At 68.4% G+C, this 20778-nt stretch carries 19 protein-coding genes; 8 read left to right on the forward strand and 11 right to left on the reverse strand.

What is annotated here, in order from left to right:
* Nucleotides 1-98 precede the first annotated feature (98 nt).
* Nucleotides 99-1685 (reverse strand): serine/threonine-protein kinase, encoded by a 1587-nt coding sequence (locus PV646_RS04090; RefSeq protein ID WP_500340099.1) that lies wholly within the window; start codon nt 1683-1685, stop codon nt 99-101.
* Nucleotides 1686-1925: 240 nt separating this feature from the next.
* Between PV646_RS04090 and PV646_RS04095 the strand changes: the two genes are divergently transcribed.
* The 4 genes from PV646_RS04095 (at nt 1926) to glgB (ending at nt 9237) form a co-directional block, all read left to right on the forward strand.
* On the forward strand, nt 1926-3902 hold the full coding sequence (locus PV646_RS04095; protein WP_500340100.1) for an alpha-1,4-glucan--maltose-1-phosphate maltosyltransferase: 1977 nt from the start codon (nt 1926-1928) through the stop codon (nt 3900-3902).
* A 113-nt stretch (nt 3903-4015) separates the two neighbouring features.
* Nucleotides 4016-5743, forward strand: a complete 1728-nt coding sequence (gene treS, locus PV646_RS04100; protein WP_500342262.1) for a maltose alpha-D-glucosyltransferase — start codon at nt 4016-4018, stop codon at nt 5741-5743.
* A 4-nt stretch (nt 5744-5747) separates the two neighbouring features.
* A complete protein-coding gene (locus PV646_RS04105; protein WP_500340101.1) occupies nt 5748-7058 on the forward strand; it encodes a maltokinase N-terminal cap-like domain-containing protein in 1311 nt (436 codons plus the stop codon).
* Nucleotides 7059-7062: 4 nt separating this feature from the next.
* Complete coding sequence (gene glgB / locus PV646_RS04110) at nt 7063-9237, forward strand: 1,4-alpha-glucan branching protein GlgB (RefSeq protein WP_500340102.1); 2175 nt, start codon at nt 7063-7065, stop codon at nt 9235-9237.
* Here the strand turns inward: glgB and PV646_RS04115 are convergent.
* On the reverse strand, nt 9160-9834 hold the full coding sequence (locus PV646_RS04115) for a DUF7850 domain-containing protein (RefSeq protein ID WP_500340103.1): 675 nt from the start codon (nt 9832-9834) through the stop codon (nt 9160-9162). The genes glgB and PV646_RS04115 overlap by 78 nt on opposite strands.
* Before the next feature lie 132 nt (nt 9835-9966).
* On the opposite strand from PV646_RS04115, the gene PV646_RS04120 reads away from it, so the two are divergent.
* Entirely contained in the window at nt 9967-11337 is a 1371-nt protein-coding gene (locus PV646_RS04120) for a neutral zinc metallopeptidase (RefSeq protein WP_500340104.1), read from the forward strand.
* A gap of 60 nt (nt 11338-11397) precedes the next feature.
* On the opposite strand, the gene PV646_RS04125 is transcribed toward PV646_RS04120, so the two are convergent.
* Genes PV646_RS04125 through PV646_RS04135 form a run of 3 tightly spaced genes read right to left on the reverse strand, consistent with a single transcriptional unit; the run spans nt 11398 to nt 13141 of the window.
* Nucleotides 11398-12108, reverse strand: coding sequence for a hypothetical protein (locus PV646_RS04125; RefSeq protein ID WP_500340105.1), 711 nt, complete (start codon nt 12106-12108; stop codon nt 11398-11400).
* Nucleotides 12105-12560 (reverse strand): DUF6114 domain-containing protein, encoded by a 456-nt coding sequence (locus tag PV646_RS04130; RefSeq protein ID WP_500340106.1) that lies wholly within the window; start codon nt 12558-12560, stop codon nt 12105-12107. Before PV646_RS04130 ends, PV646_RS04125 begins: the two co-directional genes overlap by 4 nt.
* A complete protein-coding gene (locus tag PV646_RS04135; RefSeq protein WP_500340107.1) occupies nt 12551-13141 on the reverse strand; it encodes a DUF6230 family protein in 591 nt (196 codons plus the stop codon). The genes PV646_RS04130 and PV646_RS04135 overlap by 10 nt, the downstream gene beginning before the upstream one ends.
* Before the next feature lie 181 nt (nt 13142-13322).
* On the opposite strand from PV646_RS04135, the gene PV646_RS04140 reads away from it, so the two are divergent.
* The gene (locus tag PV646_RS04140; RefSeq protein ID WP_500340108.1) at nt 13323-14765 is read left to right on the forward strand and encodes a neutral zinc metallopeptidase; all 1443 of its coding nucleotides are present in this window, start codon (nt 13323-13325) and stop codon (nt 14763-14765) included.
* A 33-nt stretch (nt 14766-14798) separates the two neighbouring features.
* Nucleotides 14799-15596 carry a helix-turn-helix domain-containing GNAT family N-acetyltransferase gene (locus PV646_RS04145; protein ID WP_500340109.1) on the forward strand — a complete coding sequence of 266 codons (798 nt, stop codon included), beginning with the start codon at nt 14799-14801 and terminating at the stop codon, nt 15594-15596.
* Between the two features lie 8 nt (nt 15597-15604).
* Here the strand turns inward: PV646_RS04145 and PV646_RS04150 are convergent, their stop codons facing one another.
* The 6 genes from PV646_RS04150 to PV646_RS04175 all read right to left on the reverse strand — a co-directional run bounded on the left by PV646_RS04150 (nt 15605) and on the right by PV646_RS04175 (nt 20150).
* Complete coding sequence (locus PV646_RS04150) at nt 15605-16084, reverse strand: YbaB/EbfC family nucleoid-associated protein (RefSeq protein ID WP_500340110.1); 480 nt, start codon at nt 16082-16084, stop codon at nt 15605-15607.
* The gene (locus tag PV646_RS04155; protein ID WP_500340111.1) at nt 16081-17001 is read right to left on the reverse strand and encodes a hypothetical protein; all 921 of its coding nucleotides are present in this window, start codon (nt 16999-17001) and stop codon (nt 16081-16083) included. The genes PV646_RS04150 and PV646_RS04155 overlap by 4 nt, the downstream gene beginning before the upstream one ends.
* Before the next feature lie 14 nt (nt 17002-17015).
* Entirely contained in the window at nt 17016-17336 is a 321-nt protein-coding gene (locus PV646_RS04160; protein WP_500340112.1) for a hypothetical protein, read from the reverse strand.
* A gap of 566 nt (nt 17337-17902) precedes the next feature.
* Nucleotides 17903-18874, reverse strand: coding sequence for a tetratricopeptide repeat protein (locus PV646_RS04165; RefSeq protein ID WP_500340113.1), 972 nt, complete (start codon nt 18872-18874; stop codon nt 17903-17905).
* Nucleotides 18871-19695, reverse strand: coding sequence for an SCO6745 family protein (locus PV646_RS04170; RefSeq protein WP_500340114.1), 825 nt, complete (start codon nt 19693-19695; stop codon nt 18871-18873). The genes PV646_RS04165 and PV646_RS04170 overlap by 4 nt, the downstream gene beginning before the upstream one ends.
* 149 nt (nt 19696-19844) lie before the next feature.
* Nucleotides 19845-20150, reverse strand: a complete 306-nt coding sequence (locus tag PV646_RS04175) for an MTH1187 family thiamine-binding protein (RefSeq protein WP_500342264.1) — start codon at nt 20148-20150, stop codon at nt 19845-19847.
* Nucleotides 20151-20201: 51 nt separating this feature from the next.
* Between PV646_RS04175 and PV646_RS04180 the strand changes: the two genes are divergently transcribed.
* The gene (locus PV646_RS04180; protein ID WP_500340115.1) at nt 20202-20699 is read left to right on the forward strand and encodes a MarR family winged helix-turn-helix transcriptional regulator; all 498 of its coding nucleotides are present in this window, start codon (nt 20202-20204) and stop codon (nt 20697-20699) included.
* The last annotated feature ends 79 nt before the right edge of the window (nt 20700-20778 follow it).

Here is a 20778-nt window from a genome sequence, read left to right on the forward strand (position 1 = left end):
TGCAACGACTTGCAGAACCGGTCAAGACGGGGACAGGCCGTGAGCAGGCAAGACGTGCCTCTCGACCGTTCGTCCATTCGGCACGGGACGTCCCCCGGTCAGTTCCGCTCCTCGCCCGTGATCAGCAGCCGCTCACCCTTGCCCGAGATCGTGAGGACGTGCTCCGCGGCCTTGGCCGAGTTCGACTCCTTCTCGGTCAGTTCCAGCGCCGTCGTGACCGTGAACGTGCCGTCGTCGTCGGCCTGGGTCAGCGGGCCCTCCTTGATCACGACCTTGGAGTACCTGCCCCAGAACTCCTTCTCCCCCGCCTCGCTGGGCGCCTGGTTCTGGTCCCAGTCGGCGCGGGCACCGGGAACGTTGCCCGGCAGCTTCCCGTAGTGCGTCTTCACGAACTGGATGACCTGGGCCGGGGTGAACTTGGTGGCCGGCGGCTTCGTGGTCGTCGTCGGGTTCGGCTTGGACGACGGCGTCTGCTTCTCGGTCGTCTTCGTCGGGGGGTTGGTCGTCGGCTGCTCGTAGGTCTGCTCTTGAGTCTGCGAGGTGGTCGTCGGCGTGGACGGGTTGAGGCCGGCCGTCCTGTCCTTGTCACCGTCGCCCATCGTCGCGATCGCGTAGATGCCGCCGCCGACCAGGAGCACCCCGAGGATCGCGGCCACGACCACCAGGCCCCGGTTCTTCTTCGGCTCCGGTTCGGGCTCGTAGTCGTCGTAATCGTCGTCGTAGGTCGCGGGCAACGGCGCGGGCGGACGGGTGCGGGGTGCCTGCTGGGTCGGCATCGGGCGCGGGGTCTGCGTACCGGGGCCGGCCGCTCCCATCACGGCGGTGCCGGCGGGCGGCGTCATCGGGCGCGGCGGGATCACGCGGGTGACCGGGACGGGGGCGCCGGCCGCGATCGCCTTCAGCTCCTCGGCGGCCTGCGCGGCGGTCGGGCGCTGTGACGGCTCGTTCGCCAGCAACCTCGTCAGCAGGCCGGTGAGCGGGCCCGAACGCATCGGCGGGCGGGTCTCGCCGCGGGCGACCTTGTAGAGCAGACCCAGGTCGTTCGTGCTCTTGCCGAACGGCGGCTCACCCTCGGTCATCGCGTAGATCGTCGCGCCGAGCGAGAACACGTCCGAGGGCGGCGCGGGCTCGGCACCGCGGGCCAGCTCCGGCGCCAGGTACGCGGGCGTGCCGGCGAGCATCCCGGTCTTCGTCACGGCCACATCGCCCAAAGCACGCGAAATGCCGAAGTCGGTGATCTTCACCGTGCCGTCACGTCCAATGAGGACGTTGCCCGGCTTGATGTCGCGGTGCACGATGCCCGCGCCGTGGGCGGCGGCCAGCGCGGCGGCGGCCAGCGAGCCGATCCGCGCGGCCTCCATCGGCGCCATCGTGCCGCGGTCGGACAGGATCGACGACAGGTTGCGGGACGGCAAATACTCCATGACGAGACAGGGCTTGCCGTCCTCGACCACGACGTCGTAGACCGCGATCGCGTTCGGGTGCTGCAAGCGCGCGGCGATGCGGCCTTCACGCATGGCGCGCTGCACGGCCTCGTGGAACTCGTTCGACTCGACATCGTTGAGAAGCAGCTGCTTGACCGCAACGTCGCGGTGCAGGAACTCGTCGCGTGCCCGCCACACGACACCCATGGCACCGGCGCCGAGCTGATCGAGCAGGACGTAGCGACCGCCAAGCTTGTTCACGCGCGCACGGTACCCGTAGCGCGTGCGTAACACGGTGAGTTGTACGTGAAGAGTCCAATGAAGAAGACCCAAGCATTGGGAACGTGGCCGAGAGACCCTGGACACGATCAGCGCTTGAGGTGTGCGATCGACGGTGTCGGGGTACGGATCTAGATGGGGTAACCCGCTGTCAGACGACTTGATCGAGCAAGGCAGGATTTGACGCATCAAAGCGAAGCGACACGGCGAAGGGCGCTGCCGATGAGCGGACGGCTCGGTATCGACGACGTGACCCCGGCGGTGTCGGCTGGCAGATATCCAGCCAAAGCCGTTGTGGGAGAACACATTCCGGTCCAAGCGACAGTGTGGCGCGAGGGGCACGACAAACTCGCGGCGACGGTGAGCTGGCGCGGACCGAACGACCGAGTCGCTCGACAGACCCGCATGCACGAGGTCGGAATCGGCCTCGACCGGTGGGGCGCGACGGTGGTTCCGGACCTCGAGGGTGCCTGGACCTTCAGGATCGATGCGTGGAGTGACCCCTGGGGGACCTGGAACCACGCCGTTGAGGTGAAGATCGCGGCGGGTCAGGGCCCCGGTGATCTCGCAAATGACCTTGAAATCGGGGCCGGGCTACTCGATCGAGTGGCAAGGCGACCCGATAGGCGACAAGAGCGAGCTCTTCTCACGTCTGCCGCGGAGGCACTGCGCGACACGGACCGGCCGCTGGCCGAACGCGTCGCTCCGGCGATGGCCGCCGACGTGCAGAAGATCATGTTCGAGCACCCCGTGCGCGAGCTGATCACCAAGGGCAAGACGCACAAGATCTGGTGCGACCGGAAGAAGGCCGCGTTCGGTTCCTGGTACGAGTTCTTCCCGCGCAGCACGGGCGGGATCGACGAGACCGGGCAGGCGGTGCACGGCACGTTCGCCACGGCGACCAAGGAACTGGACCGGGTCGCGGCGATGGGCTTCGACGTCGTCTACTTCCCGCCGATCCACCCCATCGGCCGGGTCAACCGCAAGGGCCCCAACAACACGCTCGTCGCGACGCCCGAGGACACGGGATCACCGTGGGCCATCGGCGCGGACGAGGGCGGGCACGACGCGATCCACCCGCAGCTCGGCACGATCGAGGACTTCGACGCGCTCGTGGCGCGGGCGAACGATCTCGGCCTGGAAGTCGCTCTCGACTTCGCGCTGCAGTGCGCGCCTGATCACCCGTGGGTGCTCAAGCACCCGGAGTGGTTCACGACGCAGCCCGACGGCACGATCATGTACGCCGAGAACCCGCCCAAGAAGTACCAGGACATCTACCCGATCAACTTCGACCTCGACCCGCAGGGCCTCTACCACGAGGTGCTGCGCGTGGTGCTCTTCTGGGCCGAGCACGGGGTGCGCATCTTCCGGGTCGACAACCCGCACACCAAGCCGCCGGACTTCTGGCAGTGGCTGATCTGGAAGGTGAAGGAGGTCTACCCGGACACGCTGTTCCTGGCGGAGGCCTTCACCCGACCGGCCCGGCTCTACGGCCTGGCCAAGCTCGGCTTCACCCAGTCCTACACGTACTTCACGTGGCGGACGGGCAAGCAGGAGCTGATCGAGTTCGGCGAGGACGTCCGCGACCACTGGGACGAGGCACGGCCGAACCTCTTCGTGAACACGCCGGACATCCTGCACGAGTCGCTGCAGCACGGCGGCCCCGGCATGTTCGGGCTCCGCGCGGCGCTCGCGGCCACGCTCTCCCCCACGTGGGGCGTGTACAGCGGTTACGAGCTGTTCGAGCACGAGGCCGTGAAGCCCGGCAGCGAGGAGTACCTCAACTCCGAGAAGTACCAGCTGCGGCCGCGCGACTACGCCCGCGCACTGGCGGACGGGCGCAGTCTCGAACCGTGGCTGCGCAAGCTGAACCACATCCGCAAGGCGCATCCGGCGCTCCAGCAGATGCGCACGCTGAAGTTCCAGAGCATCGAGAACGACGCGTTGGTCGCCTTCTCCAAGCGTGATCCGGAGTCCGGCGACACGGTCGTGGTCGTCGTCAGCCTCGACCCGAGCAACGCGCAGGAGGGGACGCTGTACCTCGACCTGCCCGAGCTCGGGTTCGACTGGCACGAGCGCGTGATCGCGCACGACGAGGTCACCGGCGAGACCTGGGACTGGGGTCAGGCGAACTACGTCCGCCTCGAACCGTGGCGTGCCACCGCGCACGTCGTGAGCCTCCAGCGGCGTTTCAGCTGATCAACCGCACAACCCCCGACGAGGTGGGAACCATGGCCGACGACTCCCGTCCCGACGCTGCACTCGGGTTGGAGGGTGTTCCTCACACCGGAGAAGCCGTCGACGACGACGGCATGCTGATCGAACCGCAGGCGGAGGACTTCAGGTCCGCGAAGCCGGCTTCCGCGAACCCGGACTGGTTCAAGGGCGCCGTCTTCTACGAGGTCCTCGTGCGGGCGTTCAGCGACTCCAACGGCGACGGCACGGGTGACCTCAGAGGTCTCGCCTCGCGCCTCGACTACCTGGAGTGGCTGGGCGTCGACTGCCTCTGGCTGCCGCCGTTCTACGCCTCGCCGTTGCGCGACGGCGGATACGACATCAGCGACTTCCGCTCGGTGCTGCCGGAGTTCGGCACGGTCGAGGACTTCGTGTACCTGCTGGAGGAGGCGCACCGGCGCGGGATCCGCGTGATCACCGACCTGGTGCTCAACCACACCTCCGACGCGCACCCGTGGTTCCAGCAGTCCCGTCAGGACCCGACGGGCCCGTACGGCGACTACTACGTGTGGAGCGACGACGATTCGGCGTACAGCGACGCGCGGATCATCTTCGTCGACACGGAGTCGTCGAACTGGACGTACGACCCGGTGCGCGGGCAGTTCTTCTGGCACCGATTCTTCAGCCACCAGCCGGACCTCAACTTCGAGAACCCGGACGTGCAGGAGGCGATGCTCGACACGCTGCGCTTCTGGCTCGACCTCGGCATCGACGGGTTCCGCCTCGACGCCGTGCCGTACCTCTTCGAAGAGGAGGGCACGAACTGCGAGAACCTGCCGCGCACGCACGAGTTCCTCAAGAAGTGCCGCAAGGTCGTCGACGACGAGTTCCCCGGACGGGTGCTGCTCGCGGAGGCGAACCAGTGGCCGTCCGACGTCGTCGAGTACTTCGGTGACGCGGAGGTCGGTGGCGACGAGTGCCACATGGCGTTCCACTTCCCGCTGATGCCGCGGATCTTCATGGCGGTGCGGCGGGAGTCGCGGTTCCCGATCTCGGAGATCCTCGCGCAGACGCCGTCGATCCCCGAGAACGCGCAGTGGGGCATCTTCCTGCGCAACCACGACGAGCTCACGCTCGAGATGGTCAGCGACGAAGAACGCGACTACATGTACGCCGAGTACGCCAAGGACCCGCGGATGAAGGCGAACATCGGCATCCGCCGACGGCTCGCCCCGCTGCTGGAGAACGACCGCAACCAGCACGAACTGTTCACCGCGCTGCTGCTGTCGCTGCCGGGCTCGCCGGTTCTGTACTACGGCGACGAGATCGGCATGGGCGACAACATCTGGTTGCAGGACCGCGACGCGGTGCGCACGCCGATGCAGTGGACCCCGGACCGCAACGCGGGCTTCTCGAGCTGCGACCCCGGCCGGATCTACCTCCCGGTGATCATGGACCCGGTCTACGGCTACCAGGGCCTCAACGTCGAGGCCCAGCTGAACAGCTCCACGTCGTTGCTCAACTGGACCCGGCACATGATCGAGGTGCGCAAGCAGCACCACGCGTTCGCCGAGGGCGACTTCACCGAGCTCGGCGGGTCGAACCCGAGCGTGCTCGCCTTCAAGCGCCAGTGGAAGCGGCCCGACGGGCGCGAGGACATCGTGCTCTGCGTGAACAACCTGTCACGCTTCCCGCAACCCGTCGAGCTGGACCTCTCGGAGCACCGCGACCACGCTCCGATGGAGCTCACCGGAGGTGTCAAATTCCCCGCGATCGGGGAACTCCCGTATCTGCTGACCCTTCCGGGTCACGGTTTCTACTGGTTCCAGCTGGTAGAGGCGGGCGACGACGGCGAGATGAGGTGAACGCGTGACGGATCCCCACGAGCTTGTCGACAAACTGGTCGCCTCACTGCCCGATCTGCTCCCGGCCGCACGGTGGTTCGGCGGCAAGGACAAGCCGATCACGGCCGTCCGTCCACTGAGGACGACGGTCGTCGACGGAGACCTGGTGCACGTGGTGTTCGAGGTCGAACAGCCCGGCCGCACCGAGAGCTACCAGGGCGCGCTGAGCCTGAGCACCGGCGAGTGGGACGTGCTGCTCGACCCCGAGCACAACGGCGTCCTGCTCGACCGGATCGCGTCCGGGCACGAGGTCGACGGCATCACGTTCGCGCACGAGGCGGGCACGGAACTGCGCTCGGGCCTGCGCGGGCGGCCGATCGGCGTCGAGCAGTCCAACACGTCGCTGATCTACGGCCAGCAGTACATCCTGAAGATCTTCCGCAAGCTCGCGACCGGTGAGAACCGCGACCTGACGATGCACCGCGCGTTGCGTTCGGTCGGCTGCGAGCACATCGCGCTGCCGCTGGGCTCGATCTCCACGGTGCTGGACGGTCAGCAGGTCACCCTCGCGATGCTGCAGGAGTTCCTGCCGGACGCGGTCGAGGGCTGGGACATGGCCAAGACCTCGGTGCGCGACCTGATGGCCGAGGCCGACCTGCACGCGTTCGAGGTCGGCGGAGACTTCGCCGGCGAGGCGCAACGCCTGGGCCACGCGGTCGCGAAGGTGCACGCCGACCTGGCCGAGGCGCTGGGCACGCGGATGGCCGACGACGACGCGATCTCGCGCGCCATCGAGGGCATGCAGCGGCGCCTTGGCGTCGTGCTGGAGTCGGTGCCGGAGCTGGGACGCTACGAGGACTCGTTGCGCGCCTCGTTCGAGGAGGCACGCCACCACATCGGCGCGATCCCGATCCAGCACATCCACGGCGACCTGCACCTCGGTCAGGTGCTGCGGACCGTGCACGGCTGGCTGCTGATCGACTTCGAGGGCGAGCCGGCCGCGTCGGTCGAGGACCGGCTCGCGCTGCGGTCGCCGTTGCGCGACGTGGCGGGGATGCTGAGGTCGTTCGACTACGCGGCACGGCAGCTGCTCGTCGGCCAGCCCGACGACGACCAGCTCGCCTACCGTGCGATGGAGTGGACGAAGCGCAACCGGGCGGCGTTCTGCGACGGGTACGCCGAGGTGGCGGGCGACCCGCGCGACCACGCGCACCTGCTGCGCGCTTTCGAGCTGGACAAGGCGGTCTACGAGGTCGCTTACGAGCACGCCAACAGGCCGGAGTGGTTGACGGTTCCGCTGTCGTCGATCGCCCGGATGACCAGCGGAGGAGAATAGAACCGTGAAGGCCGACCTGGACCGACTCCTGTCAGGTGCGCACCACGACCCGCACTCGGTGCTGGGTGTGCACTCCGTCGGCGACCAGGTGATCGCGCGGGCCCTGCGGCCGGGCGCGACGTCGGTCGCGGTGGCGTGGGGCGACAAGCAGGTCGAGCTGCCCCGCATCGCCGACGCCCTGTTCGAGGGCGAGCTGCCCGAGGCGCCCGGCGACTACCGGCTGCTGGTCAAGTACAACGGCGGTCCGGCGATCGAGGTCGACGACCCGTACCGGTGGCTGCCGACCGTCGGAGAGCTGGACCTGCACCTGATCGGCGAGGGCCGGCACGAACGGCTCTGGGACGTCCTCGGGGCGCACGTGCGTTGCTACGAAACGGCTGCCGGTGACGTCACCGGTGTCTCGTTCGCGGTGTGGGCGCCGAACGCCCGCGGTGTGCGCGTGACGGGTGACTTCGACGGCTGGGACGGGCGCGCGAACCCGTTGCGCTCCATGGGTTCCAGTGGGGTGTGGGAGGTGTTCCTGCCGAACGTCGTGGTGGGGTCGCGGTACAAGTTCCGCATCCTCGGCCAGGACGGGATCTGGCACGAGAAGGCCGACCCGATGGCGTTCGCCACGGAGGTGCCGCCGCAGACGGCCTCGGTCGTCACGCGCACCGAGTACGAGTGGCAGGACGCGGAGTGGGAGGCCCGGCGCGAGGCCACGAACTGGGCGAACGCGCCGATGTCGACCTACGAGGTGCATCTCGGTTCGTGGAAGCCCGGCCTCAGCTACCGCGAGCTCGCGGTCGAACTCGCGGACTACTGCGAGGACATGGGCTTCACGCACATCGAGATGCTGCCGGTGGCCGAGCACCCGTTCGGTGGTTCGTGGGGCTACCAGGTCACCTCGTACTACGCGCCGACCTCGCGGTTCGGCACGCCGGACGACTTCCGGTTCTTCGTCGACACGCTGCACCAGCGCGGCATCGGCGTGCTGGTCGACTGGGTGCCCGCGCACTTCCCGAAGGACGCGTGGGCGCTCGCGAAGTTCGACGGCACGCCGCTCTACGAGCACGCCGACCCGCGGCGCGGTGAGCAGCTCGACTGGGGCACGTACGTCTTCGACTTCGGGCGCAACGAGGTCCGGAACTTCCTGGTGGCGAACGCGCTGTACTGGATCGAGGAGTTCCACCTCGACGGTCTGCGCGTGGACGCCGTCGCGTCGATGCTCTACCTCGACTACTCGCGGCCGGAGGGGCAGTGGCTGCCCAACGAGTTCGGTGGCCGGGAGAACCTGGACGCGGTGCGGTTCCTGCAGGAGCTGAACGCGACGGTCTACAAGCGGCACCCCGGCGTGGTCATGATCGCCGAGGAGTCGACGGCGTGGCCGGGCGTCACGCGACCGACGCACCTGGGCGGGCTCGGGTTCGGCTTCAAGTGGAACATGGGCTGGATGCACGACTCGCTGCACTACCTGTCGCGCGAGGCGGTGCACCGTTCGTTCCACCACAACGAGATGACGTTCTCGCTGGTGTACGCGTGGAGTGAGAACTTCGTGCTGCCGCTCTCGCACGACGAGGTGGTGCACGGCAAGGGCTCGCTGTGGCAGCGGATGCCGGGCGACGACTGGAACAAGGCCGCCGGCGTGCGGTCGCTGCTCGCGTTCATGTGGGCGCATCCGGGCAAGCAGCTGCTGTTCATGGGCGGCGAGTTCGGGCAGCGGCAGGAGTGGTCGGAGTCGCGGTCGCTCGACTGGCACCTGGTCGAGCAGGAGCCGCTGCACCAGGGCATCCAGTCGCTGATGCGCGACCTGAACTCGGTGTACAAGACGGCGGCGGCGCTGTTCAGCCACGACGTCACGCCGGAGGGGTTCCAGTGGATCGACGCGAACGACTCGGGCGGCAACGTCCTGTCGTTCCTGCGGATCGGTGAGGACGACTCGACCCTCGCCTGCGTGGCGAACTTCTCCGGGTCGCCGCACCACGACTACCGGGTCGGTCTGCCGTCCGCCGGTCGCTGGAAGGAACTCGTGAACACCGATGCCGCGCACTACGGCGGTTCGGGTGTGGGCAACCTCGGTGGTGTCGAGGCCGAGGCGAAGCCGTGGCACGGGCGGCCGTACTCAGCGATCCTGCAGCTGCCGCCCTCGGGTGTGCTGTGGCTGGTGCCCGACCCGGTGACCGAGGTCGAGACCCTCTGATCGGTCCGGCAGCGCGCCGTTCCAGTACAGGGCGCCGGTCACCGTCACGGGACCGGCGCCTTCGCACGTCCAGACCACCTCGTTCGTCAGGTCGAACGGCTCTCCGCAGCCGGTGATCCTCAGGTCGGTCAACGGCTCGCTGCCGGTGTTGGTGATCGTCACGGTGTCCTGCCGCCGCCTGACCTCGTAGGCGGAGACTCGCAGGAACACACAGGTCCAGTGGATCTCCGTGGTCGTGGTGGCGAAGAACCGGACGGTGGCGGCGTCACGCGGTGCGACCATGCCGTAACTGTTCTGGCGCTTCGGTTCTCCTCGCGCGGGCCGCAGGGCGTAGGTCCGTCCGGTCTGGGCGCCGGTGCGGTCGAGGAACCGCAGCCCGGTCGCCGTCGCGGGTCCCGGTCTGCGGGTACCCGCCCAGACGGACAGGTCGTAGACGCCTCCCGGGACCGCGTCCAGCGCCGAGTGTGCGGTGCCGGGCCCGGTGATCATGCCCACTCGCGGCTCGGGAGCGATGCCGCCGACGCAACCGGGCATGGTCGGATCGGCCCCTGTCGGAGGGCCCAGGAGGAGCAACGCCGCGCAGAACACTTCGCGCACGAATGGAATGTAAGTCGATCGGGCGACTCCAGCCCGGTGAACCTGATCAGGCTGCCGCACGTTGCCCCTTGTATGCGCCTGACTTGGACGACAAGGACGCCCCCAGAGCCGACCGGCAGGCACAATGGGTCCATGCGGCACAAGAGCATCGCGCTGATCGTCGTCACCGCCCTGCTTGCCGCAGGGTGCACCGCCCAGATCCCGGGGCGTCCCCGCGCCGCCAAGGTGGTGAAGAAGGAAGCCTCCACCACCACCATCCAGGTGCGCGGCACGGACAACGGGCCGATCGACAAACTCGCGGCCACCGCGCTGACGGACATCGACGAGTTCTGGAAGGACTCGTTCCAGTCGACGTTCAACAAGTCGTGGAAGCCGCTGGGCGGTGGGTACTTCTCGGTCGACACGGCCGACGCCGCCGCGAAGCCGCCGCCGTGCACGCAGAAGGCGTCGGACGTGGAGGGCAACGCGTTCTACTGCCCGGCCGCCGACGCCATCGCCTGGGACCGGGCGTCCCTGCTGCCGGTGCTGCAGGACCGCTTCGGCGAGGCGGCCGTGGTCGTCGTCCTCGCGCACGAGGTCGGCCACGCCGTGCAGAACCGCATGGGCATCACGCCCGAGGCCGAGCGCCGCGAGCCGGAGAAGTACCCGACGATCCTCACCGAGGCCCAGGCCGACTGCTTCGCGGGCGCGTTCGTGCGCAACGTGGCGGACGGCAAGTCGCAGCGCCTCGACATCAACGCGGACGCCCTGGACAAGGCACTGGGCGCGCTGATCACGTTCCGCGACCCGGTCGGCACCTCCCCGGAGGACGAGCAGGCGCACGGCAGCGCGTTCGACCGCGTGGCGGCGTTCCAGGACGGCTACGAGCAGGGCACCAAGTTCTGCTCGCAGATGTCGGTGCAGAACCGCCAGTTCACGCAGCGCGCGTTCACCAGCGTCAAGGACCGCGCGAACGGCGGCAACCTGCCGTTCGACGACATGCTCGAAGCCGTCACGCCCGACCTGGACGGCTTCTTCAAGAACCTCGCGACGACCGCCGGCAAGACCTGGCCCTCGCCGCGCGCCGAGGCGTCCCAGACCGAGCCGGACTGCTCCGGTGACCAGGGCCCCGTCGCGTACTGCCCGGCGGACAAGACGATCAAGATCGACACCAAGGACGAGCTGCCTGCGTTGCACAAGGAGCTCGGTGACTACGCGACGGGCACGCTGATCGCGACCCGCTACGCGATGGCCGAGCTCGCGGTGCTGGGCAAGCCGATCGAGGGCGAGGACGCCTCCGCGGCGGCGTTGTGCCTGGCCGGGGCGTACACGGGCGCGGTGTTCCAGCGCAAGGACGGGTTCGGGCTCTCGCCCGGCGACTTCGACGAGGCCGTGACGGTGCTGCTGCAGTTCGACTACGCGGCGCGCGACTCGAAGGGCAAGGACCCGGTGGATCCGGGGTTCGAGCGGGTCGCCCGGTTCCGGGAGGGCGTGTTCGAGGGCGCGAAGAAGTGCGGCGTCTGACGTTCCGGGAGTTCCCCTGACGAGCGGAAGCCCGCACCGGCTCGAGGCCAGGTGCGGGCTTCAGCGTCTTTCGACCGGTGCCTGGTCGGACACCACGGAGATCCGCGCGCCCGGGATCTTCAGCGTTCCGCCGATCAGGTCCGTGTTGCGCACCGTGACCTCGGTGAAGGTCGCGAACGGCACGTTCAGCGGCGGTGGGTGCGCCGCCGTGTAGTCCACCGGGATCTTGATCCCGAGGATGTCCAGGTTGCCCTTGAGCTGGACCGTGAACAGCTCAATGCGTCCCGACGACACCGTGGACGTGCTGCCCGGCCGTGCCGCGGTGACCAGCTTGACGCCCGGTGAGATCTCGCCGGACTGCACCAGGTCCTTGATCTTCATGTCGTTCGCGGTGAACTTCAGGACCTTGACGACCTGCCCCTTCACCAGTGCGTCGACGACCCCGACGAAGTTGAGGCCGCCGAGTTCGAGCCGGGACGCCGTCAGGGTCCACTCCCGCCCTCCCACCGCCACCGGGGCAGGGGCCGGTGGCGGAGGCGCCGGTGTCGAGGACGGCTGCGTGCCGGTCGGTTCGGCCGGCGCGGAGGACGACGACACCGGCGGTGGGGTGGCACTGGTGCTCGACACCGGTGGTGGCTCCGACGTGGTGCTGGTCGGGGCCGGTGAGCTGCTGCCGGGACTGGTCGACGGCTCCGGTTCGGTGCTCGACGGCGGTTGCAGCGCCAGCACCACGACCATCGCCATGGCGGTCAGCGGCTGTGTTCGCATCATGTGGGTTGAACCCTCTGGGTCGTCTCCGGCTCTGGTTCCGCGTGCTCCTCCCGTGCCTTCTTCGACCCCTTCGCCTCCTTCGGCGTCTTGGGCTCGGTCGTCCACGCCACGGCGAGTGCGCCGCCGAGCAGGCTCAGGAGCGTGCCGACCACGAAGCCGCCGAGGTTGGTCACGACGATCGCGACCAGCGACAGCAGCACCGTGACGATGCCCGCCGCCAGGCGGAACTTGGGCTGCAGCCACAACGTGGCCGCGCAGATCCACAACAGCACGCCGATGAGCAGCGCCGACACGCCGCCGAGCGTCTGGATGGAGATCATCATGTCGCCGAACTTCAGGTTGGCGAACGGCGGGAACACGATGACGAGCCCGCCCAGGGCGACGAAGAGACCGGCCCAGAAGGGCCGGCCACGTCGCCACGCGGTGAAGCCGCGCCAGAACCTCAGAAGCACTCTTGCTTCCCCTGGCGAATGGTCAGGTTCATGCCCTTGAACCTGATGGTCTGGGCCGTGGTGGCCCAGGCGGTCTGCTGCAGGGAGGTGATGTTCGCCGTGTCAGCCTGCAGACCGAACGACCCCGGAAGACCCCGCAGGTTCTCCGGTCCCTTCGTCACCTTGCTCGCGTCGATGCCGATCTCGGGGTTGCCGAGGACCAGGTCACCGTTGAGGTCCGTGAGGTTGACGACCAGGTTGTCGGCGGACATGCCGCCCACGCTGTCCGCGGTGATGCGCATCGTCACGTCACCGACGATCGGCATGCCGGGGACGTACACCGACTGGCAGAACTTGTCGAGCCTCGCCGTCTTGAACCCGCTGACTGCGACGACGTGCACCTTGCCCGCACCCGCGTCGACACCGCCGAACTGGACGAATCCCTGGCCCGTCAAGTTGTCGGCGGACACCTTGAAGTTGGTGCCGGACACCGCGAACGAGGCGGCCAGCGCTCCCTGGGACATGCCGAAGAGGAGGACACCGGCGCCGACGGCACCGAAACCGACCACACCGACGAACCGTGCCCAGCGCGTTCTACCCATACCGCCAAACTCCTTCCACACTGAAGGCTTGCGGGACGGACTCTGCGCTCCGGAACATCGGCAGGACAACGAAAACGAGCCCGCACAGTCTTGAAATCACCCCGGGGGGTGAGAAGGTTTCACGTTTGGCCGCAGGTACTTGCCGAACGACCTCGAAACGCGCTTAGTAGGGTCTGAGCTCATGGGATTCGGACGAATCGCCGTCGCGCTGGCCGTGACCGCAGCCTTGACCGCCTGCGCCACCGTGGTCGAGGGCGAACCGAAGGGCGAGCGCCCCGACCCGACCAAGGTCGCGGGCCTGGAGATCTCCAACGGCCCGTCCGGCCCCAAGAAGGGCGTGCCCGACGCGGACCTGAGCGTCGAGAACGGCGACGGCGGTGAGATGGACCGCCTGGCCATCAACACCCTCGCCGACGTGCAGGAGTTCTGGAAGGCCGAGTTCCCGGGGTCGTTCGCGGGCAAGACGTTCGAGCCGGTGAAGCGCTTCCTCTCCTACGACTCCAACGGCAAGGGGGTCGAGGTCTGCAAGCTCAACACCACCGGCATCGCCAACGCGTTCTACTGCGCCCTGGACGACAGCATCACCTGGGACCGCGGCGAACTCCTCCCGATGCTCAAGGACTCGTTCGGCCCGATGGCCGTCGTCACCGTCCTGGCCCACGAGATGGGCCACGCCGTCCAGTACAAGCTCGGCCCGGCCTCCAACATCGGCGCGAACACCCCGTCGATCGTCAAGGAACAGCAGGCCGACTGCTACACCGGCGTCTTCATGCGCTGGGTGGCCGAGAACAAGTCGAAGCACTTCGAACTCTCCACTGGCGAGGGCCTCAACCAGGTCCTGCAGACGATGTTCTTCATCCGCGACAGCGCCGGCACCTCGTTCGAGAAGCAGGGCGCCCACGGCAGCGCGTTCGACCGCGTCTCGGCCTTCCAGTTCGGCTTCACCCGAGGCGCGGCCCGCTGCGCCGAGATCAACGAGGCCGAGATCGCGAAGCGCATCACCGAACGGCCCTTCGACCTCACCGACACAGACCAGGGCCAGGGCCGCGGCAACGCCAAGATCGACGAGGACAAGTACCAGCGAGCCCTGGAGGAGTCCCTGCGCGACGCCTACAAGTCGAGCGGCGCGGCTTTCCCCGCCTTCGACAGGTCGGGCATCAAACCCTGCGCCGACGCCCAGGCGACGTCACCGGCCTCCTACTGCCCGGCGCTGAACCAGATCCACCTGGACCTCCCGAACCTGGTGAAGATCGGCACGCCTCCGAAGAAGGGCAGCAAGGGCGGCATCGGCGACTTCGCGGCGTTCGCCGTCATCGCCTCCCGCTTCTCGCTCTCCATCCAGCACGCCACGGGCTTCAAGCTGGACGACGACGCGGCGGGCCAGCGCACCGCCTGCCTGACGGGAGCCTGGGCGGGCCTCACCAACCGCCCCAACGCGGCAGCGGGCCTGCGCCTCTCCCCGGGAGACCTGGACGAGGCGGTGGCAGAGCTCCTGGTGGACGACAGCCTCATCGCCGCGGACGTCAACGGCAAGGCGGTCCCGTCGGGCTTCGCCAGGGTGGAGGCGTTCGGCGACGGCTTCTTCCGCGGCCTCTCGTTCTGCGTCAAGAAGTATTCGATTTGATTCCTCCATCGACCCACATCGATACTCAATCCCGTGCTCACAGATGAAGCCGCGACCTACGCCTCGTGGTTCTCGACGCTGTCCGACCCGACCAGGGTCCGCCTGCTGCACCACGTCGCCTCCGCCCCGGCGCCGGTGACGGTCGGCGAACTGACCGCGCTCCTGGGCGTGAGCCAGTCCACCTGCTCGCACCACGTCCGCAAACTGGCGGACGTCGGCTTCCTCCGCATCCAGCGAGAGGGCACCACCACTCTCGTCACGGTCAACCCGGCCTGCTGCACGGGCCTGCCCCACGCGGCGGACGCGGTGATGGGCGCCCTCTCCTCGGGCACGGTGAACCCGGTGGCGGGCGTGGCGATCCGCTCCATGACGACCGAGGACTGGCCGGAAGTCCGCCGCATCTACGGCGAGGGCATCGCGTCGGGCAACGCGACGTTCGAAACGGAGGTCCCGTCCCGCAGGACCCTGGAGTCCAAGTGGCTACCAGACCACCGCTGGATCGCCGAGGTGGACGGTGAGATCGCGGGCTGGGCGGCCGCGACCCCGGTCTCGGCCCGCGAGTGCTACGCCGGTGTGGTCGAGACCTCGATCTACGTGGCCGACGCCTCGCAGGGCAGGGGCGTGGGCAAAACCCTGCTGCACCACCAGGTCTCAGCAGCGGACGCGGACGACCTGTGGACCCTGCAGGCCGTGATCTTCCCGGAGAACCGGGCCAGCATCGCGTTGCACCACAAGGCGGGCTTCCGCACGGTGGGCGTACGAGAACGAATCGCCCAGCACCACGGCGAATGGCGCGACACCGTCCTTTTGGAACGCCGCCGCGCCGGCTGATCGCGCGGTCACCAGGGATCGTCCTTGAGCCAGCTGTCCGGCGGCCCTTCCTCGGCGCTGTCCCGTGCCCGTTTCGTGGACGCGTTGCCGCGCACGGGCAACGCCAGCGTCACCGCCCCGGCTTCGGGCGCGGGCAGCAGGAACGGCGGCAGGGACCGGATCACGCCCTCGTTCTGCAGCCGCACGTACACCTCGCGCACCTGGTTGCGCGCGTCGGCGGTGGCCTGGCGCACGACCCCGGTGATCGCGTGCGCCAGGTCCTCGTGCTTGGCCTGCTTGGTGAGGGGCGACAACTCGAGCCGCAGCAACAACCCGGAGTGGTCGACGGTCGCGGCCACGTCACCGTGCTCGCTCCGCGCGGTGCCCCGAACCGCGGCAACCTGCTTCTCGGCCCACTCCTTCGCCTGAGAACGGCGATCGACGGCGGTGGCGCCTTCCTCGGATTGAGCGCGCAGCCGGGCCGCGCGCGCCTCCGCGTCCTCCGTCACAGCCCCGGCCGAGCGGACCCGCTGTCCGCTTCCTTCGGCTCCTCCACCAGGTCGTCGTGACTGATCCCGCCCGAGGGCTTGCGACCGTCCTGGTGGAAGTCGTCGGGGTTGAAGCTGTCGTCAGTCACCAGACGCGGCCGCGGCGGGTTGACCTCGGGCATCCCGGCGCCCGCCAAGGTCGAGCCCACCGCCTGGAAGCCCGCGCGGACCCTCTCCATCTGGCGGCGACCGGTCTCGAGGATGTCCTGACCCTTCCCCGGCAACTTGCCGACGACCTCCTCCACGCTGCCCGCCTCGAGGAAGGTCGCGTTGACCCCGGCCGCCCCGGTCTGCAACGCGTCGCCGACCGCCAGCGTGGCGAGGAACGCCGCACCGGCACCGGCGGTAGCGGCCGCGACACCGATCGACGCCGCCGCGGACGCCAGGGTGATCATGATCTTGGCTTCCCGGACCTCACCGGCCTCGACGCCCTTCTGCCCGGCCTCGACCAGGGCCAGCACGTCGTCACGGAAGCTGGTGATGGCCTTCTCGTAGGCCTGCATCGCGTACTTCGAGGCCCGCACGACGTCCCGCTTGCGGGCAAGCGCCCCCTCGATGCTCGGCTGACCACGCAGGTACGACCGGAAGCCGTCGGCGGCATCGCCCTCCCAGTTCTCCAGGTAGAGGTCCATGTCGTTGAGGACGCCCTCGCAGAAGTCCTGGTCGATGTCGTCCGCCGCCTTGTCCAGCAACGAGATCTCCTCGCGCACACCAGCGAGTGCCACGTCGACCTCGATGAAGCGCCCGAACTCGGCGAAGAGGGCCTGGACGTCCTCCTTGGCCGTGGGGTAGCTCGCGTTCTCCTCCAGGTGGTCGGGGAAGAACCAGTCGTCCTGCTCGTCGAACTTCTTGCAGAAGTAGTCAGCGTGCTTCCGCATGTCTCCGGCCCAGCTCACGACAGGAACCCCCCGAACATCCGCTGCTGGTCGGAGTCCACGGCGATGTAGCGCTCGGCGACCTCGATCAAGGCCTCCTGCGCCAACTCCAGGTTCTCCTCGTTCTTGGTGAACACATCGAGCAACATCGAGCGCGCACCGCGCCACTCGCCCAGCGCCGCGTAGACCTCCACGTCCCCCGAGAACGCCCGGCCGTCGACGTGCTCGGTCTCGGCCAGCTTGGTCCTGGCGGTGTGCGTGTGGTCGATGAGCTTGCCCATGTCGTGCTTGGCCGTGTGCTTCAGCCCTTCCGGTTCAGCGTGGAACCCCGAGCCCATCTCTCCCCCTGGCAGTCTCAAATGGATTCGACGGCGCCAGGTTATGTCAGCCGTTCGGGTGAAGATCGCGCGGTGGGGATGTCAGCGAAGTGTCAGCGGCCGCAGTCAGACTGGCCTGTTCCAGGCACAAAAAATGGCCCTGACATGGAGAAACCCTCGATCGAAACGATCAAGGGTTTCATGCCGAGCCAAACCGAACGCGAAGCCGAAGGCGAGCCGTCCAGTCCTTCGTCTTTCGCAGACGCTCTGGGCGGTGGGGTCCCATCACGAGTCGCGCCACAGCTCTTGCTGCATGAGAGAAGGGGTGTCAAACCGCCACGCTTTTCGGCGGTTTGACACCCCTTCTCTCATGTGGCCCGCTCTTGGCTCGGCTCGTGATGGGACCCCACCGCCAACGCAACCCAGGTACGCAACAGACAGCCGCCCAACGCAACAGGCGTGCCATCTACCCGCGAGCGGCGCGGGCCCCCTGATCAGATTGCCGGGGGTCTGGGGGCAGAGCCCCCAGGGGAAGCACGCAAGGCGACCACGCCGCACGCACCAGGGGAACGCACGAAACCGGAGCGTCAGTACAACGCCGAAGCCAAACTCCGCCGAGCCGCAGCAACCCGAGGATCATCTGCGGGGAACAACTCGAACAGCCCGACCAGGTGCTGCCGAACCCGATCCCGATCCTCCCCGAACACCCGCCGAACGGTCTCGACGAGCCGGGAGAACGCCTCCTCGACCATCTGCCCGGCAACCTGCGCATCCGCAGCCGCAAGCTGAGCATCAACGTCCTCAGGCGCCCCATCGGCCTTGGCGATCACAGCGGGGTCGACAGCCTCGGCCCGCTCAGCGAACCGAGCCTGGGCCAACCCTTCCTTGGCCAGCTCGTTCCCAGGCTCGGAAGCCAGGATCTCGGAGTAGAACCCTTGAGCAGCAACGTAGTCGCCACGCTCGAAGGCCTCCTCGGCAGCGACGATCCGCGGGTCCTCGGGAACCTCCTCGGGCTCCACCGGCCCTCCGGCGCGAGCCTCCCCGGCCCGAATCCCGGGCAACCGCTCCCGCAGAGCGTCCAGCAACCGGGCGATCCACTGCGACAACTCGGCGTCGTCGATGGGCCCGGCAAAAGCATCAATCGGCTGACCAGCGGCAACAGCCACAGTGGTAGGCACGGACTGCACGCCGAAGGCCTGACCGATCCGAGGCGCACTCTCGAGATCGACGCGGGCGAGAATCCAAGACCCACCAGAAGCCGAGGCGAAGCGGGTCAGGGAGGCAGCCAACTGCTGCGACTCGGGACTGTAGGAGGCACCCAGCAGCACCACGACGGGCACCTGCAGGGACTGCTCGACCACAGCCTGGAAGGAGGCCTCGGTGACGTCCACGATCCACGGCGCGGAGCCGTTGTCAGGCGCAGCGGAGCCAGGAGCGGCGGCAGGCGAGGCAGCGGCGGTGCGGGCCGCGTCGGCTCGGGCCTTCAAAGCGCCCAGATCGACGGCGCCCGAGAGCGCGGCGGACAGTGCGGCGGTCTTGCGAGGATCAGGCCTTGTCACGTGTTCCATCCTGGCACGGCTAGTTCCCGGACCGGGTCCAGGGCCATCGGGTTGACGCGCATCGCCTCGTTGGCCGAAGCGATGCGTAAAGCGAGCGGTGTCATCAGGTCGATGAACCGCGTTGTACCAACTGCACCCAGCGCTTTCCACGGGTCCAGAGCGGCCGCGTCGGTCGCTCTTTCCACCGCAGGGAGATCGCCGGGCAGATCAGCGACTGCTTCCCATTCTTCGACTGTCCAACCACGAGCGGTTCGCATGTATGCCGGATCGAGGGAATGCTCACGCGCGTAGAGCGCAAGCGCTTGGCAAGGGCCGATGCCCGCGGCCACCAGCGCGGCCACGTGACCGTCCCCACGCGCCTCGCGCAGGATCGTGCAGGCGTGCCACAGCGCCAGATGAGGCTCGATGGGCCACGGCAACGCCCGGTTCGCGGCCGACAGCGGACGGCCGGCGACGGGAGCCGCCAGCGCCGCCGTGCGGGCCAGCGAGGCGGCCTCGGCGATCTGGGACGTGTCCACCGAGCCCAGCAGGCGTCGCAACGCGCCGTCGGCACCTGCCAGCCGGACACGCAGGTACTCCGACGGCGAGGCGACCGCCCACGCGTCCGGCAGCGCACGGCGGACCATGCGCGGCGCGAAGTTGTAGAAGACCGCCGTCACCAGCTCCGGCGACGCGGCGCCCAGCGGTGCGGCGCGCATGCCGAAGTAACCCATCCAGCCGCCCTTGCAGCCCAGCGCGTCCGTCGCCGCGCGGGATTCGGACGTGAAGTACGTGACGTCGTGGTAGGGCTCGAACCTCAACCACAGCTGCCTCGCTTCCACGCCCGACACGCTAACCCAGTCGACGCCGGTGCACGGGCTTGCTCACCGTCCCGGCGTAGGGGGTTCGGCCATCCGAGGAGACGAGCGAGGTCTCCACACCACGTTCCCCTTCCAGACCGCCGAATCCGGACCCCCGAACGGGGTCCTGATCACACCGTGTCGGTGAGGTGCTCCTCGATCCGTGCGACCTTGGCCGCCAGTTGACCGGAGTAGCCGGGCCTGATGTCCGCCTTGAGCACGAGCGACACGCGCGACGCACTGGCCTGGACGGCTTCCGTCGCGCGCTTGACCACGTCCATCACCTCGTCCCACTCCCCCTCCACCAAGGTGAACATCGCATTCGTCTCGTTGGGCAGTCCGGACTCCCGCACGATCCGGACCGCCTCGGCGACCGCCTTCGCGACACTTCCGGATTCGTCCGAACCGGACGGGGCAACACTGAACGCGACGAGCACGTGCACCTCCTGGTGATCCACGGGTTGTACTGACTGGTAGCTTCCGTGCTCATGACACCGCTGCCGTTCGACCCGATCGCCCGCGCGGCCGAGATGTGGGACGAACGGGTGGGTTCCGCGACCTCGATGGCCGCGGTCACGAGCGTCATGCGTGTCCAGCAAATCATCCAGTCCGCCGTGGACGCAGCCCTCAAACCGCACGGACTCACGTTCGCGCGCTACGAGGCGTTGGTGTTGCTCTACTTCTCCCGCAAGGGCGCGCTGCCGATGCGCGTGATGGGCGAGCGCCTGCAACTGCACCCGACGAGCGTCACCAACATCGTCGACCGGCTGGAGAGCGACGGCCTCGTCCGCCGCACACCGCACCCGACCGACCGCCGCACCACGCTGGTCGAGATCACCGACGCCGGCCTGCAGCGCCGTGAGAGCGCGACCGCGGCCGTCGTCGACGTCAACCTCGGCCTCAAGGGCCTGACCGACCGCCAGACCGAGCAGCTCACCGACCTGCTCGCGAAGGTGCGCCGGGCCAGCGGCGACTTCGAGGACTGAGAAAACCGTTTGGACGGTCAGGCCGTCCTGTGGCCTGATGAGCCCATGATGTGGGATCGACCGGACCGTTCGGCAGTCG

The organism is Streptomyces sp. ID05-26A (genome assembly GCF_033794685.1).
Taxonomy (GTDB): Bacteria; Actinomycetota; Actinomycetes; order Mycobacteriales; family Pseudonocardiaceae; genus Lentzea.

Bases quoted from the DNA above. Each gene is read 5' to 3' on its own strand.
- PV646_RS04135 (WP_500340107.1), bottom strand. From the start codon at position 13,141: ATGGGTAGAACGCGCTGGGCACGGTTCGTCGGTGTGGTCGGTTTCGGT.
- PV646_RS04120 (WP_500340104.1), top strand. From the start codon at position 9,967: ATGCGGCACAAGAGCATCGCGCTGATCGTCGTCACCGCCCTGCTTGCC.
- PV646_RS04125 (WP_500340105.1), bottom strand. From the start codon at position 12,108: ATGATGCGAACACAGCCGCTGACCGCCATGGCGATGGTCGTGGTGCTG.
- PV646_RS04095 (WP_500340100.1), top strand. From the start codon at position 1,926: ATGAGCGGACGGCTCGGTATCGACGACGTGACCCCGGCGGTGTCGGCT.
- PV646_RS04155 (WP_500340111.1), bottom strand. From the start codon at position 17,001: ATGCGGAAGCACGCTGACTACTTCTGCAAGAAGTTCGACGAGCAGGAC.
- PV646_RS04140 (WP_500340108.1), top strand. From the start codon at position 13,323: ATGGGATTCGGACGAATCGCCGTCGCGCTGGCCGTGACCGCAGCCTTG.
- PV646_RS04180 (WP_500340115.1), top strand. From the start codon at position 20,202: ATGACACCGCTGCCGTTCGACCCGATCGCCCGCGCGGCCGAGATGTGG.
- PV646_RS04160 (WP_500340112.1), bottom strand. From the start codon at position 17,336: ATGGGCTCGGGGTTCCACGCTGAACCGGAAGGGCTGAAGCACACGGCC.
- treS (WP_500342262.1), top strand. From the start codon at position 4,016: ATGCTGATCGAACCGCAGGCGGAGGACTTCAGGTCCGCGAAGCCGGCT.